We start from the raw sequence: 19,830 nt of genomic DNA, 5'->3' as shown, positions 1-19,830 counted from the left end.
GCTCAGCTTTCCTCGGTCACGCGCAGCACTTCCTCAAGCGTGGTATGGCCCATCAATGCCTTGGCCAGGCCATCCTCGTACATGGTGCGCATGCCGGCGGCACGGGCAATCTGTTCCACTTCACCCATGCCGGCGCGGCGCATCACCGCGCGCCGCAGCTCATCGTTCATCACCAGGAATTCCATGATGGTGGTGCGCCCCAGATAACCGGTCGGCGCGATCGCCGAGGGCTGCGCGCGGTACAGGTAGATGTCGCCTTCCGGCTGCAGGCGGCGCAGCCCGAACTTCTCGATCTCCTCCGGCGAGGCCAGGTAGCGCAGCGCGTGCTGGGGCTCCAGCCGGCGCACCAGGCGCTGGGCCAGGATGCCGTTGATGGTGGAGGTAAGCAGGTAATCCTCCACGCCCATGTCGAGCAGGCGGGTGATGCCACCGGCGGCGTTGTTGGTGTGCAGCGTGGACAGCACCAGGTGGCCGGTCAGCGCGGACTGGATCGCAATGCGCGCGGTTTCCAGGTCGCGCATTTCACCGATCATGATGATGTCCGGGTCCTGGCGGACGATGCTGCGCAGCGCGTTGGCGAAGTCCAGCCCGATCTGCGGCTTGGCCTGGATCTGGTTGATGCCTTCGATCTGGTATTCGACCGGATCCTCGACCGTGATGATCTTTACATCGGCGGTATTGAGCTGGCTCAGTGCCGTGTACAGGGTGGTGGTCTTGCCCGAGCCGGTGGGGCCGGTGACCAGCAGGATGCCGTGCGGCTGCTCGAGCACCTTCCGGAACTGCGGCAGGAATGCATCGGTAAAGCCGAGCCGGTGGAAATCGAACACCACGGTGTCGCGATCGAGCAGGCGCATCACCACGCTCTCGCCGTGCGCGGTCGGCACGGTACTCACGCGCAGGTCCAGTTCCTTGCCCTGCACCCGCAGCATGATGCGGCCATCCTGCGGCAACCGGCGCTCGGCGATGTTCAACCGCGCCATGATCTTGATGCGGCTGATCACGGCTGCGGTGAGGTTGGCCGGCGGACTTTCGCCTTCGATCAGCACGCCATCGACGCGATAGCGCACCTTCAACCGGTTTTCGAACGGTTCGATGTGGATGTCCGACGCGCGCAGTTCCACCGCACGCTGGATCACCAGGTTGACCAGGCGGATCACCGGGGCTTCCGAAGCCAGGTCGCGCAGATGCTCGATATCGTCGACCACGCTGCCTTCGCCGTCGGCGGTTTCGATGATCGCGCCCATCGCGCTGCGGCCCTGGCCGAACCAGCGTTCGATGACGTCATCGATCTCCGAACGCAGGCCCACGTGCAGGCGCACCGGCACCGCCATTGCCAGCCGCACCGCATCGGCGGTGTACGACTCCTGCGGATCGCTCAGCCACAGGTCGAGCACGCCGTCGTGCAGCGCCAGCGGGCAGGCGTGGAATTGTTTGAGGAAGCGCAGCGACAGCGGCAGCGCGTCGATCAGGGATTCGGGGGGCGCTTCGGGCACGCCCTTGCCCTCCATCAGCGGCAGCGCCAGCACCTCGGCACAGGCCTGTGCATGGTCGCGTTCGGACACCAGGCCCAGCCGCACCAGCAGCGGCAGCAGGCTGCCACCGGCTTCGCGCTGCAGCGGCCGGGCGCGCGCCAGGTCGGCCTCCTTCAGCCGGCCGTTGCGTAGCAACAGCGCCACGATGCGGCCTTCCGCATCCATGGCTGACTCTTCAGCAAGATCGTGGGTTACCGCATTCACGAAAGCTCTCCTGGCGACCCGCAGACTTTAGCAGTTCGCCGTGATGCCACATGCGGTGGTGGCCAATGAAAAACGGGAGCCCGTCACATGACGGGCTCCCGCAGGCAGTGCCGACCGTTACTGGACGGCCTGGATGCTCACGTTGCTGTAAGCCGATTCACCCACCAGCTTGATGTAGTAGGTACCCGCCACCGGCGCGGTGAAGCGCACGGTTTCGCTGTTGCCCGGACGCGCGGACTTGGCATCGAAGTCGGTCGCGGTCGGCTCGGCGCCGGCGCTGACGTACAACGATACGTTGCCGCTGCCACCGTAGGTGAGGAAGCTCAGTGTCTTGCCCGCGGCCGCTTCGAAGCTGTACAGCGTTTCGCTGCCGCCGGCACCGGTCAGGCCGCTGACCGCCACGCGGTTGGTGAGCGGCGTCGCTTCCGGCGCGCAGTCGACCGTGCACGGTTCTTCCAGGGCCTTGTCCAGCGCGGCCTTGGCATCGACGATGCCGCTGCCGATCGGGGTAGCCGCCGGGATGGTCACCGGGAATTTGCGTGCGCTCTGCTTGAGCAGGGTCTCCAGCTGCGCCGGGGTCAGCGGGTCCTTGCCGGCCGAGGCCAGCGCGCCCTGCACCAGCGCGGCCACGGCGGCCACGTGCGGCGACGCCATCGAGGTGCCGCCCATGCCCATGTAGCTGTAGGCGCCGGAGGTCGGGGTGGTCAGGCCGTTGTAGCCGGCCTGCCAGACGTAGCCGCCCGGGTTGCCATCCACGCCGCCACCGCCGCCCGGACCGGACAGGTCCACCGCCGCGCCGAAGTTGGAGTACGAGGCGATACCACCGGTGATGCGTGTGGCACCCACGGCGATCACGTTGGCGCAGCTGGCCGGACGGTAGCCGGAGGCATTGGAGGCCTGGTTGCCGGCCGCCACCACCACGGTGGTGCCGCGCGACACGGCGCCGTTGATCGCGTCCTGGTAGGCCGGGTCGCAGGCACCGCCGCCGCCCAGGCTCATATTGATCACTTCGGCCGGGTTCGGGTTGGCGGGCACGCCGGCTACGGTGCCACCGGAGGCCCAGGTGATCGCATCGGCGATGTCGGACAGGTAGCCACCGCACTTGCCGAGCACGCGCACCGGCAGCACCTTGGCCTTGTAGGCCAGGCCAGCCATGCCGACCGCGTTGTTGGTCGCCTCGGCGACCGTACCCGACACGTGGGTACCGTGCCAGGAGCTGTCTTCAGCGAGCGAGCCGGCGTAGCACTCGTTGTCGTTCTCTACCCAGTCGCCGTAATCCAGCGCGCCGGGCACGCGTTCATCGGTGGGACGGCGCGAGGTTTCGGCATCGCTGATGAAGTCGTAGCCTTCCAGCAGGGTGCCAGCGGCGAAGTCCGGGTGCTGCGGCAGGATGCCGGTATCGAGCACGGCCACCACGATGCCCTCGCCCTGGGCCACGTCCCACGCAGCCGGCGCATTGACACCGCCGGTGGCGCTGTGGAGGTGCCACTGGTACTGCGCGTAGTACTGGTCATTGGGCACCAGCTGCGGGGTTTCCTTGACGCGTACGTCCGCGCGCTGCAGCTTGACGTCGGCTGCGGCGTACTGGACCGACGGATCGGCCTGGATTTCCTTCAGCACTTTCTGCAGGTCGGCCTGGCTGAGCTTGCCCTGCAGGCGGATCACATCGGCACCGGTGCCGAGCCGACGCAGCACCTGCGGGCTGGCTGCCGCGGCACGCGCAGTGGTGGCGCCGAGGCTGGCGCGCGAGACCGCCGAGGTCACTGCGGCCAGCTTGGCCGAGCGGTCGGAGGCAGCAGCGGTGCCGGTGCGGTACTTGACGATGATGCGTTCGGAACCCTGTTGGGCGGTGCTGGCCTGGCGCGCGGGCTCCTTGACCGGCAAACCGGCGGCATAGGCGCTGGCGCCCACGGACAGCGACAGCACGGCGGCTGCCAGCACGTTGATGCGAAGGTTCTGCTTCTTGGTCACGGTGTAATCCTCTTCAAGGTCATGGATCAAACGACTGTTCAGGCCAACACTCCATGCGGAAACCCCGGCCGGCCCTGGCCAGGGTTCCCGTGACCCGCCCCCTCAGGCCTTGCATTGCTTTGCTTACCAGCCGAAGCCGGCGCCGACGCCGACCGAGCTGTCATCGCTGCTGAACGCACCGCCGACGGTGACGGTGGCGCGTTCGCTGAGCGCCCGCTGGTAACCCAGCGACAACGCCGATTCGCCGCTCTGGAAGCCGACACCGACGCCGACGCGGTTCTGCGTGCGGATGCCGGCGGCACTGGTGGCCATGTTGAGCATCGCGGCGTTCATCGCGCCCTGGCGATCAATGCGGCGATCCTGATGGCGCAGGCGTTCATCGATTTCCCCCTTGTAGATGTCGAAGGTGTCGGCCATCGCGCTGTAGCGCTGATCGGTGTAGCTGTTGGCCGCAGCGACGCCACCATCGAGCTGGCCCTTGTTGACCGCATCGGTGGCGGCACTGCCGGCGGCAACGTTGGTCACCTGGCGTTCGGCACCGACGGCACCCACCGAAACCGTGTCGGCGCGGTCGGCCACCGAGCCCTGGCCCAGCGCGACCGAGTTGGCGGCCGTGGCGCTGGCCCCCTGCCCGATCGCGGTGGCCGAGGCCCCGCTGGCAACGGCCCCCTCACCCATCGCCACCGACGTGACCGGCGCCACCGCCGCCACCGGCTGCGGGGCGCCGACACTGGCGGCGGTCGGCGTGCCCTGCACGACCGGCGCATCGGCGCTGGCCACGCGCGCGGTATCAGCGCTGGCGGTGCTGTCGGTGCTGGCGGCCGTGGTCGCTGCCGTCTCGGCCGCTTCGGGAGCGTCGGCAACGCGGGCGGTGGACGCCGACGCGGTGCGCGCGCGCGCCACGGTGCTGCCGCCACCGGCCACACGCTGGTCGAGGTCGCTGACCTTGGCATCCAGCGCGCCCAGCGCATCACCCACGTTGTTGTAGGTGGTGCCCTGGATCACGTAGTTGGGCGCGACGAACACGCCCTGCATGCCGACGCTGGCGCCGCCGCCGAGGAAACTGGCGGTATCGGTCAGCGCCTGGAACAGCTGGCCGCCGTTGACGGCCTGGCGGCTGCCGCTGGCGATCGAACCGGTGGCGACGTTGTCCAGCGTGGTGCCGTCCAGACCGGACAGCGTGAGCGTATCGCGGCTGCTGTTGTCGTAGGTCAGCGCATTGGCGGTGACGTTCTCCACCGAGCCGATGCGGTCGTCGATGTCACCCACCCGGGTTTCCACTGCGCCCACGCGCTGGTTGGTGGTGTTGAGCTGGCCGCCGGTGACTGCATCGGTACTGCCGGCCGCGACACGCCCGGCCGCGACGTTGACGATGCGGCGGGTGGCCGGCGAATCGGTGCCGTTGCCGCCGCCAACTGAAACCACGTTGGCTTCCACCGCACGCGAGCCCGCGCCCAGTGCCACCGAATTGGCTCCGGATGCGCCGGCACTGGCGCCGATGGCGATGCCGTTGGCGCCATTGCTGACGAACGCACCGTTGCCGATGGCCACGCCATTGGTCGCATTGGTCGAGGCCAGACGGCCGAGCACCGTGCTGTTGTCGCCGCGTGCCGAGGCATCGGCGCCCACGGCCGTCGCGCCGGTGGCCGAGGCGGTTGCCGCGCTGCCCAGCGCGCTGCTGCGGGTGCCACTGGCGGTGGCGCCGGAACCGGCCGCCAGCGCATCGGTACCGCTTGCCGTGGCAACGCCGCTGCCGCTGGCCTGGAAGCGCTGGCCAACCGCATCTGCGGTGGCAGCCACGCTGTCCAGCTGTGCCTTGTTGACCGCGTCATTGGCGTTTACCGCCGCACCGACGTTGGTGATGCGGCGCGTCGCCGGACCGGTGGTGCCGTTGCCGCCACCGACCGACACCACATTGGCTTCCGTGGCACGCGAGCCCGCGCCCAGCGCCACGCTGCCGGTGCCGCTGGCCCAGGCGCTCTTGCCCAGCGCGGTGGCGTTGATGCCGCTGTAGGCGTAGCTGTCCTGGCCGATGGCCGTGGAGCCCGCCGAAGTGGCCCAGGCCAGCTGCCCCACGGCGGTGGTCTGTGCGGCCGTTGCCCAGGCACTGGCGCCGCCGGCGAAGCTGTTGGCCCCGCTGGCCTGGGCGCTGTTGCCGATGGCGATACCGTACGCGCCCGAGGCGGTACTGCCCCAGCCGAACGCAGAAGCGTAATCGCCGCTGGCTTCGGCGCCGTAGCCCAGCGCGGTGGTACGCACCCCGCTGGCGGCACTGAACGCGCCGACAGCGGTGCTGTAGTCGCTGCCGGCTTCGGCGCTGTAGCCGAAGGCCGACGACTGCACCCCGGCCGAGGAAGCGCCGGCACCGCTGGCGGTGCTGAACGCGCCGGCGGCCTGCGCGCCGGCACCCAGTGCAGTGGCGCCGGTGCCGCTGGCAGCAGTTGCCTTGTCCAGCAGCACGTTGCCGTTGGCATCTTCGTAGTACAGCGAACCACCGATGGCGGTGGCCGAATCGGCGGTGGCCGAGGCGTTGTAGCCCGACGCCGACGCATAGCGACCCGACGCCAGCGAACCGCTGCCGTAGGCCGACGCACCGGTGCCGAACGCGTTGGACGCTTCGCCTGCGGCGGTGGCGTAGGTGCCATCGACGTAGCTGCCCACGTCATCGCCGTTGCCGCTGCCGGAGGCCTTGAAGTAGCGGTTGGTTTCCTCGGCGGTGTCGGCCACGGCGTTGAGCTGGTCGAGATTGACCGCGTCGGTGCCTTCGGTGCCTTCGGCCACGTTGGTGATCTGCCGCTGCGCGGTGGCGGTGCCTACCGAGACGCTGTTATCGCGGTCCGCGCTGGAGCCTGCGCCCAGGGCGACGCTGTTCACGCCGGTGGCCGTTGCGCTTTCACCCAGCGCGGTGGCGCTGGCCGCATCGGCCCACGCATTCCAGCCGACGGCGGTGGCGTAGTCGTCGGTGGCCCAGGCACCCGCACCAAAGGCCGAGGCCCCGGTGCCCGACGCGCGCGCGGGGATGAAGCCGAAGAACGTGCTGCCGCCAACGGCGACACTTTCGTCGCCGGTGGCTTCACTGAACTCACCCACCGCAACCGCGCTGGCACCGGAGGCGGTAGCCGCTGCGCCGACGGCGGTGGCGTAGGCATTGGACGCAACCGCGCCGTAACCCAGTGCCGACGACAATTCGCCCGTGGCTTCACTGTAGCCACCGAACGCCGACGCACCGGCTTCAGACGCCGTGGAACGGAAACCGTTGGCGGTGGCCTGCTGGCCCGACGCGATGGCTTCACTGCCGCCGGCCGTGCTGTACGCACCAGAGGCCTGCGCACCTGCGCCCACAGCGCTGGCACCGATCTCGGTGGCGGCGGCACCGTTGCCGATGGCCACGCTGTTTTCGCCGGTCGCCTGGGCCTCGCTGCCCAGCGCCGCCGCACCTTCTGCGCTGGCGAGCGCGTTGAAGCCGATGGCGGTGGCGTTGTTGGCCAGCGCGTTGGCACCGCTGCCGAGTGCACTGGCGCCATCGCCGATCGCATTGGACGCTTCACCCGCCGCCAGTGCGTTGTCGCCTTCGACATAGGCACCGGCATCGCTGTCGTCGCTGCCGCTGGCCTGGAAGTACTTGCTGGTGGTTTCAGCCACCGCAGCCACTTCCTTCAGCTGTGCCACGTTCACTGCATCGGTGTCTTCGGTACCGGCCCCCACGTTGGTGATCTGGCGATCGATGGCGTCATGCACCACGCCGGCCGCATCGGTCCAGGCTTCGGCCGCGCCCACCGACACCGTGTTGGCACGGTCGGCCAGCGTGCCGGCGCCGAGCGCGACACTGTTTTCGGCGTCCTTGGTGGTCCAGGTGTTGCTGCCCACGACGGTCGAGTTCAGCGCCTGCGCGTAGCTGTTATAGCCGACCACGGTGGCACCGTCTTCGGTGGCCCAGGCTTCACTGCCGATGGCCGTGGTCTGGATGCCCTGGCTTGCGCTGTTGGCGTCGGCACCGGCCAAGGCGTTGAAGCCCACCGCCACGCCGTTCTGTGCGGTGGCCGCGTTGTTGCCCAGCGCCACGCCGTACTCGCCGGCATTGGCCTGCACGCCGAACGCGGCACCGGCTACGTTGGCGCGCGTGCCCTGGCCCACTGCGGTGGCTACTTCGTCCGCATAGCTGTAGGTACCGATCGCGGTGCCGAAGAAGGCAGCCGTGGCGCCTGCACCAAACGCACTGGCCGCCCAGCCGTCGGCGGTGGCGAAGTTGCCGATGGCGGTGGCTTCGCGGCCCAGCGCCCACGCGCCGTACCCGACGGCGGTGGAGGCCAGGCCACTGGCTTCCGAACCGGCGCCGATGGCGACCGCCCCGAAGCCCTGCGACAGCGCACCGCCGCCAATGGCGATGGCCGCGCCGCCACTGGCGGTGCTCAGGTCACCCACTGCAACCGCACCTGCGCCGGTGCTGGCGGCATTGCTGCCCACCGCCACGGCATTGTCTGCGGTGGCAGTGGCGTTGAAGCCGACGGCGGTGGCTTCGTTGGCCACCACCGTGCTGCCTGCACCCAACGCGGTGGCACCATTGCCGATGGCATTGCTGGCTTCACCGGCCGCCAGCGCGTCGTCGCCGTCGACGAACGCACCGGCATCGCTGGCATCGCTGCCGCTGGCCTGGAAGTACCTGCTGGTGGTGGCCGCGGTATCGGCGACCGCGTTGAGCTGATCAAGGTTCACCGCATCGGTGCCTTCGGTACCGGCGGCCACGTTGGTGATCTGGCGTTCGCTGCCGGCACTGCCGACCGACACGCTGTCATCCCGGTCAGCGATGGAATCCGCACCGAGCGCTACGCTGTTCTCGCCTTCGGAGGTGGCGGCATTGCCCAGTGCGGTGCTGTTCAAGCCGGGCGACCATGCACCACCGCCCACAGCGGTGGAGTAGTTGCCGGAGGCTTCGGTCGGCAGCAGGCCGAACAGCGCGCCACCGATGGCCACGCTGTTGGTGCCGCTGGCCAGGCTGCCCTGGCCGGTGGCGGTGCTGTACGCGCCGCTGGCTTCGGCGTCCCCGCCGAGCGCCACGCTGTTGGAGCCGGTGGCCTGGGCAAAGCTGCCCAGCGCGGTGGCGTTGAAGGCGGTGGCTGCCGCGTAACCGCCGATCGCGGTGGTGTAGCCGGCGGTGGCTTCCGAGGCGAAGCCGTAGCCCGCCGACAGCGTGCCGCTGACCACGCTTTCCGCGCCGACCGCCGTGGCGCCCGAGCCGCTGGCGGTGCTGTAGTAGCCGAGCGCCACCGATTCTTCACCGGCGGCTTCGGACAGCGCGCCGCTGGCGAGGCTGCCTGCGCCGGAGGAGATGCTGGCCGCACCGTTGGCGGTGCTCTGCTCGCCCGACGCCAGGCTTTCGGCACCAGTGGCGGTAGCGTATTCGGCGGTGGCCTGCGCATCTGCGCCGGTGGCCGTGGCATTGCCTGCGCTGGCCAGCGCATTCAAACCAACAGCGGTGGCTCCATCGGCGAGCGCGAACGCACCACTACCGACTGCAGAAGCGCCGGTGCCGCTGGCGAAGCTGCTGGAACCCACTGCCGTGGCGTAATCGCCATCGGTGGCCGCGTTGGAACCGGCGGCCACGCTTTCCTCGCCACCGGCCACGGCAACGCCATCACCCGTGGCCTGGAACCTCTCCGTGGCGGCCGTGAGCTGATCCACGTTCACGGCATCGGTGCCTTCGGTACCGGCGGCGACCTGGGTGATCTGGCGCTGCTGGTCGTCGTTGCCGACCGACACCGTGTAGGCACGGTCGGCGCGTGCGCCGGCGCCCAGCGCCACCGCGTTGGCGGCACTGGCGTTGCTGCCGGCACCGATGCCGATCGCGCTTTCACCGCCGGCCACCACGTTGGTGCCGATGGCGATGGTGTTGATGCTGTTGCCCAGTGCCTGGTAACCCACAGCGACGCTGTTGTCGCCGTACCCGAACGCGCCACGGCCGAGTGCGGTGGCGCTGTTGCCACGCGCCCAGCTGTTGTAGCCGACCGACGTGGCACCGCTGCCATCGGCCCACGCCGCATAGCCCACCGCAGTGGCATTGGCGTCGGTGGCCCACGCGCTGGAACCGAACGCGGTGGCGCCGTCGCTGGTAGCCCATGCATAGGCGCCGGTGGCGGTGCTTTCGCTGCCGCTGGCGAAGGCGTTGTCGCCCTGCGCAACGCTGTACTCGCCGGTGGCGCGCGACTTGTAGCCCTGCGCCAGGCTGTTGTCGCCCGTGGCCTGTGCGCCGCTGCCGTAGGCGTTGCTGAGCGCGCCGGTGGCCTGCGCGCCCGCACCGACGGCGACGGCATCCTGCGCGGCGGTGGTACCGACCGTCACCGCATTGCCGTCGGCATCGACGATCGGCGAGTTGTACTGGTCATAGGCCTGGCCCACGCCACCGATGGCGACGCTGCCGTTGCCGGTGGCGGCGACGTTGCGGCCCACGGCCACCGTGTCATCGCCCACTGCGGAGGCACCGTTGCCCACCGAGGTGGCACCGGACCCGATGGCATTGCTGGCCTCGCCTGCGGCCAGCGCGCCATCGCCATCGGCGAAGGCGCCCACGTCGCTGTCCTGCGAGGAATTGGCCTTGAACCGGTAGGCGGTCGCGTCGGCCGTCGCGGCGACCGCGTCCAGCTGCGCCTTGTTGACCGCGTCGGTGTCCTCGCTGCCGGCGGCAACGTGGGTGATCTGGCGTTCGTTGCCGACATCGCCGACCGACACCGTGTTGTCGCGCACGGCCGTGGAGTTGGCACCGAGGGCAACGCTGTTGGCACCGCGTGCGGTGCTGTAGAAGCCGACGGCCGTGCTCAGTTCACCGCTGGCCCAGCTTTCCGCGCCGAGTGCGGAGGCGCCTTCGCCCGGGGCGTAGGCGAAGTAGCCCACGGCAGTGGCTTCGGTGCCGGACGCTTCGCTGAGCGTGCCGTTGGCCACTGCGTAATCGCCGCTGGCGATCGCGCCGGCACCAACGGCCGTGGCCGCCTCGCCACTGGCCTGGGTCTGCACGAAGAAGCCCAGTCCTGGAATCAGGTCGGCCGGGCCGCCGACGGCGGTGCTGCTGGTGCCGGCGGCCACGCTCTGGGTGCCCACGGCGGTGGCGTAATCGCCGGTGGCGTTGGCCACCGCACCGAAGGCGGAGGACTGTGCACCGGCTGCGTACGCGCCGACGCCGTACGACGACGCCGCGAAACCGGACGCTTCAGCGCTCGCACCAACGGCGGTACCCCCGACGCCGGCACTGGTAGCGCCGGTATCGACCGGCACGCCACCGTTGGTGATCAGCGGGTTGCCCTCTTCATCGACGGCGGCGCCGCCGACGGCAACGCTGCCGGGGCCGTTGGCCTGCGCGTTGGTGCCGAAGGCCGCGCTGTTCTGGCCGCTGGCCAGCGCGTTGTAGCCCACGGCGGTCGCATTCTGCGCCACCGCGTTCGCGCCGCTGCCAAGCGCGGTGGTGCCGGTGCCAAGTGCATTGGTGGCTTCGCCCACGGCGGTGGCGTTGTCGCCGTCGGCAAACGCACCCGCGTCGCTGTCGGCGCTGCCGGTGACCTGCACGTACTTCGCCGTGGTGCCTGCCACCTCGCCCACTTCGTCCAGCTGGGCCTTGTTTACCGCATCACCGGCTTCGGTGCCGGCGGCGACGTGGGTGATCTGCCGCTCCAGGCCGTTGTTGTTGCCGACCGAGACCGTATCCACGCGATCGGCGTAGGAGCCGGCACCCAGTGCGACGCTGCCGACCGCCACGGCTGCGGAGTTGGAGCCGAGCGCGGCGCTGAAATCGGCAACCGCCGTGCTAAACGCCCCCACCGCAATCGAGGCTTCGCCGCCACTGCCAGCGCCGCGGCCGAGCGAGGTGCTGCCCGCGCCGATCGCCAACGCGCCACCACCAATGGCAGTCGCACCATCGGCACTGGCTTCGGCCAGGCCGCCAATGGCCGTTGCCGCGCCGTTCTCGCTGGCGGCGAAGGCGGAGGCACCGAGCGCTACATCACCCAGCCCGAATGCCATCGCGCTCTGCCCTACCGCCACCGTCGCATCGCCGATGGCCAGACTGTTCTGCCCGAACGCGCTGCCACCCAGGCCGGCGGCAACGGCGTCGCTGCCGACCGCCGTCGTAGCGTTGGCCAGTGCCTGGCTGTTGCGGCCCAGTGCGGTGGCGCCGTCGCCATCGGCGTTGGCCGCGGCGCCGGCCGCCAGTGCGCCTTCACCGTCGATGCGGGCGGCGTCACTGTCGCTGTTTTCGCCATCGGCCTTGAAGTAGCGCGTCGCGCTGGCAGCCGTGGCGGCGACGGTATCCAGCTGCGCCTTGTTCACTGCATCGGTGGCCGCCGTCCCCGCCGCAACGTTGGTGACCTGGCGCTCTTTGCCGGCATCACCGACCGAAACGGTGTTGGCGCGTGCGGCGCGTGAGCCGGCGCCGAGCGCCACGCTGTTGGCTGCAGAGGCGGTGCTGTTGCTGCCGATGGCCACGGCGTTGGCGCCCGAGGCGGTCGCGTTGCCGTCCACCACGCAGCTGTCGATCACATTGCTGTTGAGCACCACACAGTTGGCGTTGCCGCCCACTTCCACCGACTGCGCATGCGCGTCGGAGATGGCACCGGTCATGCCCAATCCAAGCGTCAACGCGATGGCGGCCGAGAGCACCGCGCCACCTCGCGTGTCGGAAGATCGCCGCCGGTCGATGACCACGCCCGGGGTCTGGCTGCTGGCGAGTTCGGAGGCAACGACCATCTGCCCCAATGCTTTGTTCCAGACCTTGCGATAAATCCGATTCATCGATGCGACTCCTGGTTGGCTGGTTTTGGGCAAAGCGACGCCAACGCCAGGCCGCGTGGCCCAACGTCCCCTGAGGGCGTTTTCCGCTTGATTTACTGCGTTGTGCCGGATGGCGCGCTTACGGCGCGATCAACGAACAGAGAACTCGCCATCCTTGCGGTTGATTCCGAACTGAACGATTGCAAACTGAGAACTCAGTGTTAACGCAGGGTTTTGTTAACGTCAAGACTTTGACGTCAGAAATTGTTCGAACGCGAGATCCGTCACAGATTCGACGCTTCATGAGCGCGTTTTGTTAGTTCAATGTGAGCGATCATCATCACGCGAATTCACTCCTGTAACGCGATGTAACTTGTTGCTTCGTCACAGGTTGAGGCGGCACGCAAAAAAAAACCGCCGGTTGTCCGGCGGTTTTTTCACGCAGCTTTCACTACTTCATCACATTGCGTCAGCCGCACCATACTCTTGCGTTGCGGAACATCCGCAGCCACGGCGAGTCGCCGTTCCAATCGGTCGGGCGCCAGCTGAGGTTCACCGCACGCGGGGTCCGCTCCGGGTGCGGCATCATGATCGTAACGCGGCCATCAGTGGTGGTCAGGCCGGTGATGCCGTCGGGCGACCCGTTCGGGTTCAGCGGATACTGGGTGGCGACGTTGCCGTCGCCATCGATGTAACGCAGCGAAACCCGGGCGGCGGCCTGGTCAACGGCGTTGGCGAACACCGCCTGGCCTTCGCCGTGCGCCACTGCCACTGGCAGGCGCGAACCGGCCATCCCACGCAACAGGATCGACGGCGATTCGACCACCTCCAGCAGTGCGGTACGGGCTTCGAACTGCTCGCTGCGGTTGCGGCGGAACTGCGGCCAGTGCTCTGCGCCGGGGATGATGTCCTTGAGCTGGCTCATCATCTGGCACCCGTTGCACACGCCCAGCGCGAAGCTGTCCTGGCGGGCGAAGAACGCGGCGAAGGCATCACGCAGCGCGCTGCGCTCCAGTACCGAGGTGGCCCACCCGCGGCCTGCGCCAAGCACGTCGCCGTAGCTGAACCCGCCACAGGCGGCCAGGCCGGTGAAGTCGGCCAGGTCCACCCGGCCGGCAATGAGGTCGCTCATGTGCACGTCCACGCTGCGGAAGCCGGCACGTTCGAAGATGTTGGCCATCTCGATCTGGCCATTGACGCCCTGCTCGCGCAGCACCGCCACCCGCGGACGCGCGCCGGTGTTGATGAACGGCGCTGCCACGTCGTCATTCAGATCGAAGCTGAGCTTCGGCTTCAGGCCCGGCGCGGTGAAGCTGCGCGCGATGGCGTGCTCCTGGTCGGCATTCTCCGGGTTGTCGCGCAGCTTCTGCATGGCGTGGGTGACCGACCACCAGGCATCGAACAGCGCTTCCCAGCGCCACTCCACCAGGCTTTCGCCCTGAAGCGAGACGCGCACCACCGGCGCGGTGGTCGGGCGCGCGATGCGCTGTGCGCATTCGGTCAGTGCATGGCGCTCGACCAGGTCGGCGAATGCCGCGCGATCTTCGCGCGCGATCTGCACCACCGCGCCCAGCTCTTCGTTGAACAGGCTGCGGAACGGGTCATCGCCCCACGCGTCCAGGGTGATGTCCAGGCCCTGGCGCGAGGCAAAGGCCATTTCGCACAGCGCGGCAAACGCGCCGCCATCGCTGCGGTCGTGGTACGCCAGCAGCAGGCCGGACTGGCGTGCATCGCGGATCAGTTCGAAGAACGCGCGCAGGCGCTGCGGGTCATCCAGGTCGGGCACGGCCCCGGCAAACGCCGGCAGCGCGCTGTGGTCGGCGTGCACCTGGGCCAGGATCGAACCGCCCAGGCGCTGCTTGCCGGCGCCCAGGCCGATCAGCCACAGCTCGCTGTCAGCGTCGCGGTCCAGCAACGGGGTCAGCTGGGTGCTGACATCGGCCACCGGCGCGAACGCACTGATCACCAACGACACCGGCGACACCGATTTGTGCGCCGTGCCGGCATCGTGCCACTGCGCCTGCATGGAGAGCGAGTCCTTGCCGACCGGGATGCTCAGCTCCAGCTGCGGGCACAGTTCCATGCCCACTGCGCGCACCGCGTCGTACAGCAGCGCGTCTTCGCCGTTGTGGCCGGCTGCGGCCATCCAGTTCGCAGACAGCTTCACCGTGTCCAGCGCATCGACCGGAGCGGCGCACAGATTGGTGATCGCTTCGCCCACCGCCATGCGCGCAGAGGCGGCCGCATCCAGCAGCGCCAACGGTGTGCGTTCGCCGATCGCCATCGCTTCACCGGCCAGCGTATCGAAGCCGGCCAGGGTGATGGCGACGTCGGCCAGCGGCAGCTGCCACGGGCCGATCATCTGTTCGCGCGCGGTCAGCCCACCCACGCTGCGGTCGCCGATGGTGACCAGGAAGTTCTTCGAGGCCACCGACGGGTGCGCCAGCACACGCAGGCCGGCCTCGTGCAGGTCCAGGCCACCGGTCTTCAGCGCCGGCCAACGCGGCGCCGGCGGGTGCGCGGTGTCGCGGTGCATCTTCGGCGGCTTGCCGAACAGCACGTCCATCGGCAAGTCGATCGGGGCATCGGCCGGGATGTTGGCAACGGTGGCACCGTAGGCGACCACCAGGCGTTCCTCGGCCGTGGCCACGCCGACCGCGGCGAACGGGCAGCGTTCGCGTGCGCACAGCGCGGCAAACTCGGCCAGGCGCGCCTGCGGCACGCCAAGCACGTAGCGCTCCTGCGATTCGTTGCACCACAACTGCATCGGCGACAGCGACGGGTCATCGGTGGGCACCTTGCCCAGGTCGATCACGCCGCCCACGCCGGAGTCGTGCAGCAGTTCCGGAATCGCGTTGGACAGGCCACCGGCGCCGACGTCATGGAACCAGCGGATCGGGTTGTCCAGGCCGAGCGCGACGCAGCGGTCGATCACTTCCTGGCAACGACGCTCCATTTCCGGGTTGTCGCGCTGCACGCTGGCGAAATCCAGGTCCTCGGCGCTTTCGCCGGAGGCCACCGAACTGGCCGCACCGCCGCCCAGGCCGATCAGCATGGCCGGGCCGCCGAGCACGATCACCGCATCGCCCGGCTGCAGCTTCAGCTTTTCGACCTGGACCTGGTCGATCGCACCCAGGCCACCGGCCAGCATGATCGGCTTGTCGTAGGCACGGGTCAGGCCTTCGCCTTCGGGCAGCTCGAAGCTGCGGAAGTAGCCCAGCAGGTTGGGACGGCCGAACTCGTTGTTGAACGCGGCGCCGCCGAGCGGGCCCTCCAGCATGATGTCCAGCGCTGGCGCCATGCGCGGGTTCAGCGCGCGCGGCGCTTCCCACGGCTGCGGCAGGGTCGGGATGCGCAGGTGCGAGACCGAGAAACCGGTCAGCCCGGCCTTGGGCTTGCCGCCGCGGCCGGTGGCACCTTCATCGCGGATCTCGCCGCCGGCGCCGGTGGACGCGCCCGGGAACGGGGCAATCGCGGTCGGGTGGTTGTGGGTTTCCACCTTGATGCAGAACGCCGAATCGACCACCGCTTCGCTGCGGTACTCACCGGTAGCCGGGTCCGGGCGGTAACGCGCCGCCGGGAAGCCGGCCACCACTGCCGCGTTGTCGCTGTATGCGCTGAGCGTGTGCTGCGGGGTGTGCTGGTGGGTGTTCTTGATCATGCGGAACAGCGAATGGGCCTGGTCGGCACCATCGATGGTCCAGGTGGCATTGAAGATCTTGTGCCGGCAGTGCTCGGAATTGGCCTGCGCGAACATCATCAGTTCCACGTCCGACGGCTTGCGGCCGAGGTCGCCGAAGCGCTGGCGCAGGTAGTCGATCTCGTCCTGGGCCATGGCCAGGCCGAGCCGGCGGTTGGCCGCTTCCAGGTCTTCCAGCGCCACCCGCTCCAGCTCGCCACGGGCCGGCGCGGTGAACAGCGCCTGGGCCTGGCTGGCCTCATCCAGCACCGACTGGGTCATCGGGTCGTGCAGGGCGCGGATTACTGCCTCGCGGGCGGTCGCATCGGCCGGCCAGCCGGCCAGGTCGATACGCAGGCCACGTTCCACCCGGCGGATCGGCTGCCCGGCGCCACGCACCAGTTCGGTGGCCTTGCTCGACCACGGCGACAGCGTGCCCAGGCGCGGCACCACGAAGCGGGTGATCGCCCCGGCCTGCTGCGGCGCCAGCGCGGGCTGGGCTTCCAGGATCCGGCTCAGGATCGCCGGGTCCGGAGCGGCATCGCCCTCGGTCTGGATGAAGTACACGTGCCAGGCGCCGGTGATGCGCAGGTCGGCGGCCAGGGACTGCAGGCGGGATTCAAGACGTTCGCGGCGGAACGGCGACAGGGCGGATGCGCCCTCGAGGACCATCATGTCCGGGGAACCGTGGTTGGAGACGGGGCCCACTATTGTACCGATCCCGACGGCCCGCTGCCCGGTCCGGCCCCGCCTGCCGCCGGTCCGGGCAAAACCGCGGACGCCTCGAACGGTGCACTGGCGCACGGAATGGACGGGCAATCCATGACAACGTTGCCACCACTCGCCCGGCGCGCCGCTGGGCGGGCCCGCGTCCGCCCCCTCTGCTGTTGCCGGCCTCTCTCACCGGCCCCGGACCTGCTGCAACGCTGGTCGGCACCCTGCCGCCCAGCGCCCACCACCTGATCGGAGTACGACATGGCTGACCCGATTGCGCGCAGTACGGTGACATCGTTATCTCCCCGCTCCCCCGCCCGCCACCGCCGCTGGCTGCTGGCCCTGGCGCTGGGTTCGGCGGCCCTGAGCCCCGGCCTGGCACTGGCCGCCAGCTGTACCGGCGTGCCGGAGTGGAACGGCAATGTGATCTATCTGGCCGGCAGCACCCTGCAGAAGGGTGGGGTGCTGTACCGGGCCAACCAGGACATCTGGAACGCCCCGCCCGACCACCCGGCCGGCGCGCCTTACTACACCAACCTGGGCGCCTGCGACAGCGGCGGCAGCAACCAGCCGCCCAGCGTCAGTCTGACCTCGCCGGCCAACGGCGCCAGCTTCAGCGCCGGCAGCACCATCACCGTCAGCGCCAACGCCAGCGATGCCGACGGCAGCGTGAGCAAGGTCGAATTCTTCCGCGGCGGCACTTCGCTGGGCATCGACACCAGCGCGCCCTACAGCGTCAGCTGGACCAATGCGTCGGCCGGCGCCCACACCTTCAAGGCAGTGGCCACCGACAACAACAATGCCGTGACCTCGTCGGCCACGGTCAGCGTCACGGTCAATGCGGCCAGCAACGACACCACCCCGCCCAGCGTGCCCGGCGGGCTGGCCTCGCCCTCGAAGACCGCCACCACGGTCAACCTGGCCTGGAACGCCGCCAGCGACAACAGCGGTGGCAGCGGCGTGGCCGGTTACGACGTCTACCGCAATGGCAGCCTGGTGGGCTCACCCAGCGCCACGCAGTACACCGATGGCGGCCTCACCGCCAGCACCAGCTACACCTACACCGTGCGCGCCCGCGACAACGCCGGCAACGCCTCGGCCCGCAGCGCGTCGATCAGCGTGACCACATCCGCTGGCGGCGGCGGTGGCGGCAACAAGCGCGTCATCGGCTACTTCACCCAGTGGGGCATCTATGGGCGCAACTACCGGGTCAAGAACATCGACACCAGCGGCTCGGCCAGCAAGCTGACCCACATCAACTACGCCTTCGGCAACGTGCGGAACAACCGCTGCGAAGTGGGCATCACCCAACCTTCGGACCCGAACACCGGTGCCGGCGGGGATGCGTTCGCCGACTACACCAAGGCCTTCCAGGCGGGTGAAAGCGTCAGCGGCAGTGCCGATACCTGGGACCAGCCGCTGCGTGGCAACTGGAACCAGCTCAAGCAGCTCAAAGCCAAGCACCCGAACGTCAAAGTGCTGATCTCGCTGGGGGGCTGGACCTGGTCGCGCGGTTTCTCCAGCGCGGCGCAGCCGGCCAATCGCCAGGCCTTCGTGGCCTCGTGCATCGACGCCTACATCAAGGGCAACCTGCCGGTGACCGATGGTGCCGGTGGTGTCGGCGCGGCAGCGGGCGTCTTCGACGGCATCGACATCGATTGGGAGTACCCGGTGGCGTGCGGCATCGCCTGCGGGACCCCGGCCGACAACGCCAACTTCACCGCGCTGATGGCCGAATTCCGCCGCCAGCTTGATGCGGTGCGCCCGGGCCTGCTGCTGACCGTGGCGGTAGGCGCGGGCATCGACAAGATCCGCGTGACCGATCCTGCGGCGTATCACCCGTACCTGGATTTCATCAACGTCATGACGTACGACTTCCACGGCGCGTTCGATCCGATCACCGGCCACCATTCGGCGCTGTTCGACTCGCCGGCCGACCCCTCCACCGGTGACACGAAGCTGTACAACAGCAACGACGCGATGGAAGCCTTCCTCGCCCGCGGCGTGCCGGCCAGCAAGCTCAACCTGGGCATCGGCTTCTACGGCCGTGGCTGGACCAACGTGCCCAACGTCAACAATGGCCTGTACCAGAGCGGCAGCGCGGCGCCCGGCACCTACGAAGCCGGTATTGAAGACTGGAAGGTGTTGAAGAACCTCAACCATCCGATCTACACCGATGCAAATGCGCGGGCCACCTGGAGCTACAACGGCACCACGTTCTGGAGTTTCGACACGCCGGCCATGGTGACCGAGAAGATGGGGTACGTGAAAACCCAGGGACTGGGCGGCGCGTTCTTCTGGGAGTTCAGCGGCGATGACACCCAGGGCACGCTGGTGAACACCATCAGCAATGGGTTGAAGTAAGTCATGCGCGCCCGGGGCCGCTGGCCCCGGGCGTGCTTCATGGCGGATGAGCGCAATCTGAAAGCGGCAGATGCAGGCAGTCCACACACTCCTCCCGGCAACGGCTCACTACCGACACGGGATGCACATGTCCGGACGAATCCAATCCTCACCGCCCTACCGCACACCGCCGCCGGTGCCGCCGCGAATGACGCGTTTCACACCTGGCCCCGATATCGTGTTGACCACGATCGAGAACGGACGGGGGACCGTGTCGCCCACATTGTCTTCCGCCCCCGCCCCGTCGCCCGGGCGGCCAGTTCCTCCACCGGCAGCCTGCGAATCCGACGAGGATGTCTGGGGCAGCGACCTGGACGATGTCCAGTACACGCCGGAGGAGCAGAGAGAGTTCGACGAACGCTTCGCACGCGAAGAGATCCAGATCGCGAATGCGCAACGCAACTGGCACACCCGCACGGGCGCCCCGCCCCAAGCTCATGACGACGCAGCGCTCCCTTGAGCGTGTTGATTGCCTGCTGTCCATTCCCTCCACTACCTCAGAACCGAGCACGTCAATTCCTCGGCAGGCACTCGCGCGCGCCTGGGTTCGCTCAAGAAGAGCCTTGCCGGCTGAAC

At 68.9% G+C, this 19,830-nt stretch carries 6 protein-coding genes; 2 read left to right on the top strand and 4 right to left on the bottom strand.

What is annotated here, in order from left to right:
* Positions 1 to 2 precede the first annotated feature (2 nt).
* From gspE to purL, 4 genes are all read right to left on the bottom strand, one after another.
* Entirely contained in the window at positions 3 to 1,736 is a 1,734-nt protein-coding gene (gene gspE / locus ACTJI4_RS05580; protein WP_440868778.1) for a type II secretion system ATPase GspE, read from the bottom strand.
* Positions 1,737 to 1,853: 117 nt separating this feature from the next.
* Complete coding sequence (locus ACTJI4_RS05575) at positions 1,854 to 3,707, bottom strand: S8 family peptidase (RefSeq protein ID WP_440868777.1); 1,854 nt, start codon at positions 3,705 to 3,707, stop codon at positions 1,854 to 1,856.
* Between the two features lie 123 nt (positions 3,708 to 3,830).
* Positions 3,831 to 12,479: an ESPR-type extended signal peptide-containing protein gene (locus ACTJI4_RS05570; protein ID WP_440868776.1), complete on the bottom strand. Its 8,649-nt coding sequence runs from the start codon at positions 12,477 to 12,479 to the stop codon at positions 3,831 to 3,833.
* A 448-nt stretch (positions 12,480 to 12,927) separates the two neighbouring features.
* The gene (gene purL, locus ACTJI4_RS05565) at positions 12,928 to 16,812 is read right to left on the bottom strand and encodes a phosphoribosylformylglycinamidine synthase (RefSeq protein ID WP_440868775.1); all 3,885 of its coding nucleotides are present in this window, start codon (positions 16,810 to 16,812) and stop codon (positions 12,928 to 12,930) included.
* 300 nt (positions 16,813 to 17,112) lie between these two features.
* Here purL and ACTJI4_RS05560 point away from each other — a divergent pair, with 300 nt between their 5' ends.
* Together ACTJI4_RS05560 and ACTJI4_RS05555 are read left to right on the top strand one after the other, a co-directional pair.
* Positions 17,113 to 19,215 (top strand): glycosyl hydrolase family 18 protein, encoded by a 2,103-nt coding sequence (locus ACTJI4_RS05560; RefSeq protein WP_440868774.1) that lies wholly within the window; start codon positions 17,113 to 17,115, stop codon positions 19,213 to 19,215.
* A gap of 187 nt (positions 19,216 to 19,402) precedes the next feature.
* Positions 19,403 to 19,714, top strand: a complete 312-nt coding sequence (locus ACTJI4_RS05555) for a hypothetical protein (protein WP_440868773.1) — start codon at positions 19,403 to 19,405, stop codon at positions 19,712 to 19,714.
* Positions 19,715 to 19,830 lie beyond the last annotated feature (116 nt).

The sequence above is a fragment of the Stenotrophomonas sp. 22385 genome, assembly GCF_052045085.1.
GTDB lineage: Bacteria > Pseudomonadota > Gammaproteobacteria > Xanthomonadales > Xanthomonadaceae > Stenotrophomonas.
The sequence above is the reverse complement of the archived record's forward strand: the minus strand, read 5'-3'. Positions and strand labels throughout refer to the sequence as shown.

Excerpts from the sequence above, each read along its gene's own strand:
- ACTJI4_RS05570 (WP_440868776.1), bottom strand. The coding sequence starts at position 12,479 with ATGAATCGGATTTATCGCAAGGTCTGGAACAAAGCATTGGGGCAGATG.
- purL (WP_440868775.1), bottom strand. The coding sequence starts at position 16,812 with ATGATGGTCCTCGAGGGCGCATCCGCCCTGTCGCCGTTCCGCCGCGAA.
- ACTJI4_RS05560 (WP_440868774.1), top strand. The coding sequence starts at position 17,113 with ATGGCTGACCCGATTGCGCGCAGTACGGTGACATCGTTATCTCCCCGC.
- ACTJI4_RS05555 (WP_440868773.1), top strand. The coding sequence starts at position 19,403 with ATGACGCGTTTCACACCTGGCCCCGATATCGTGTTGACCACGATCGAG.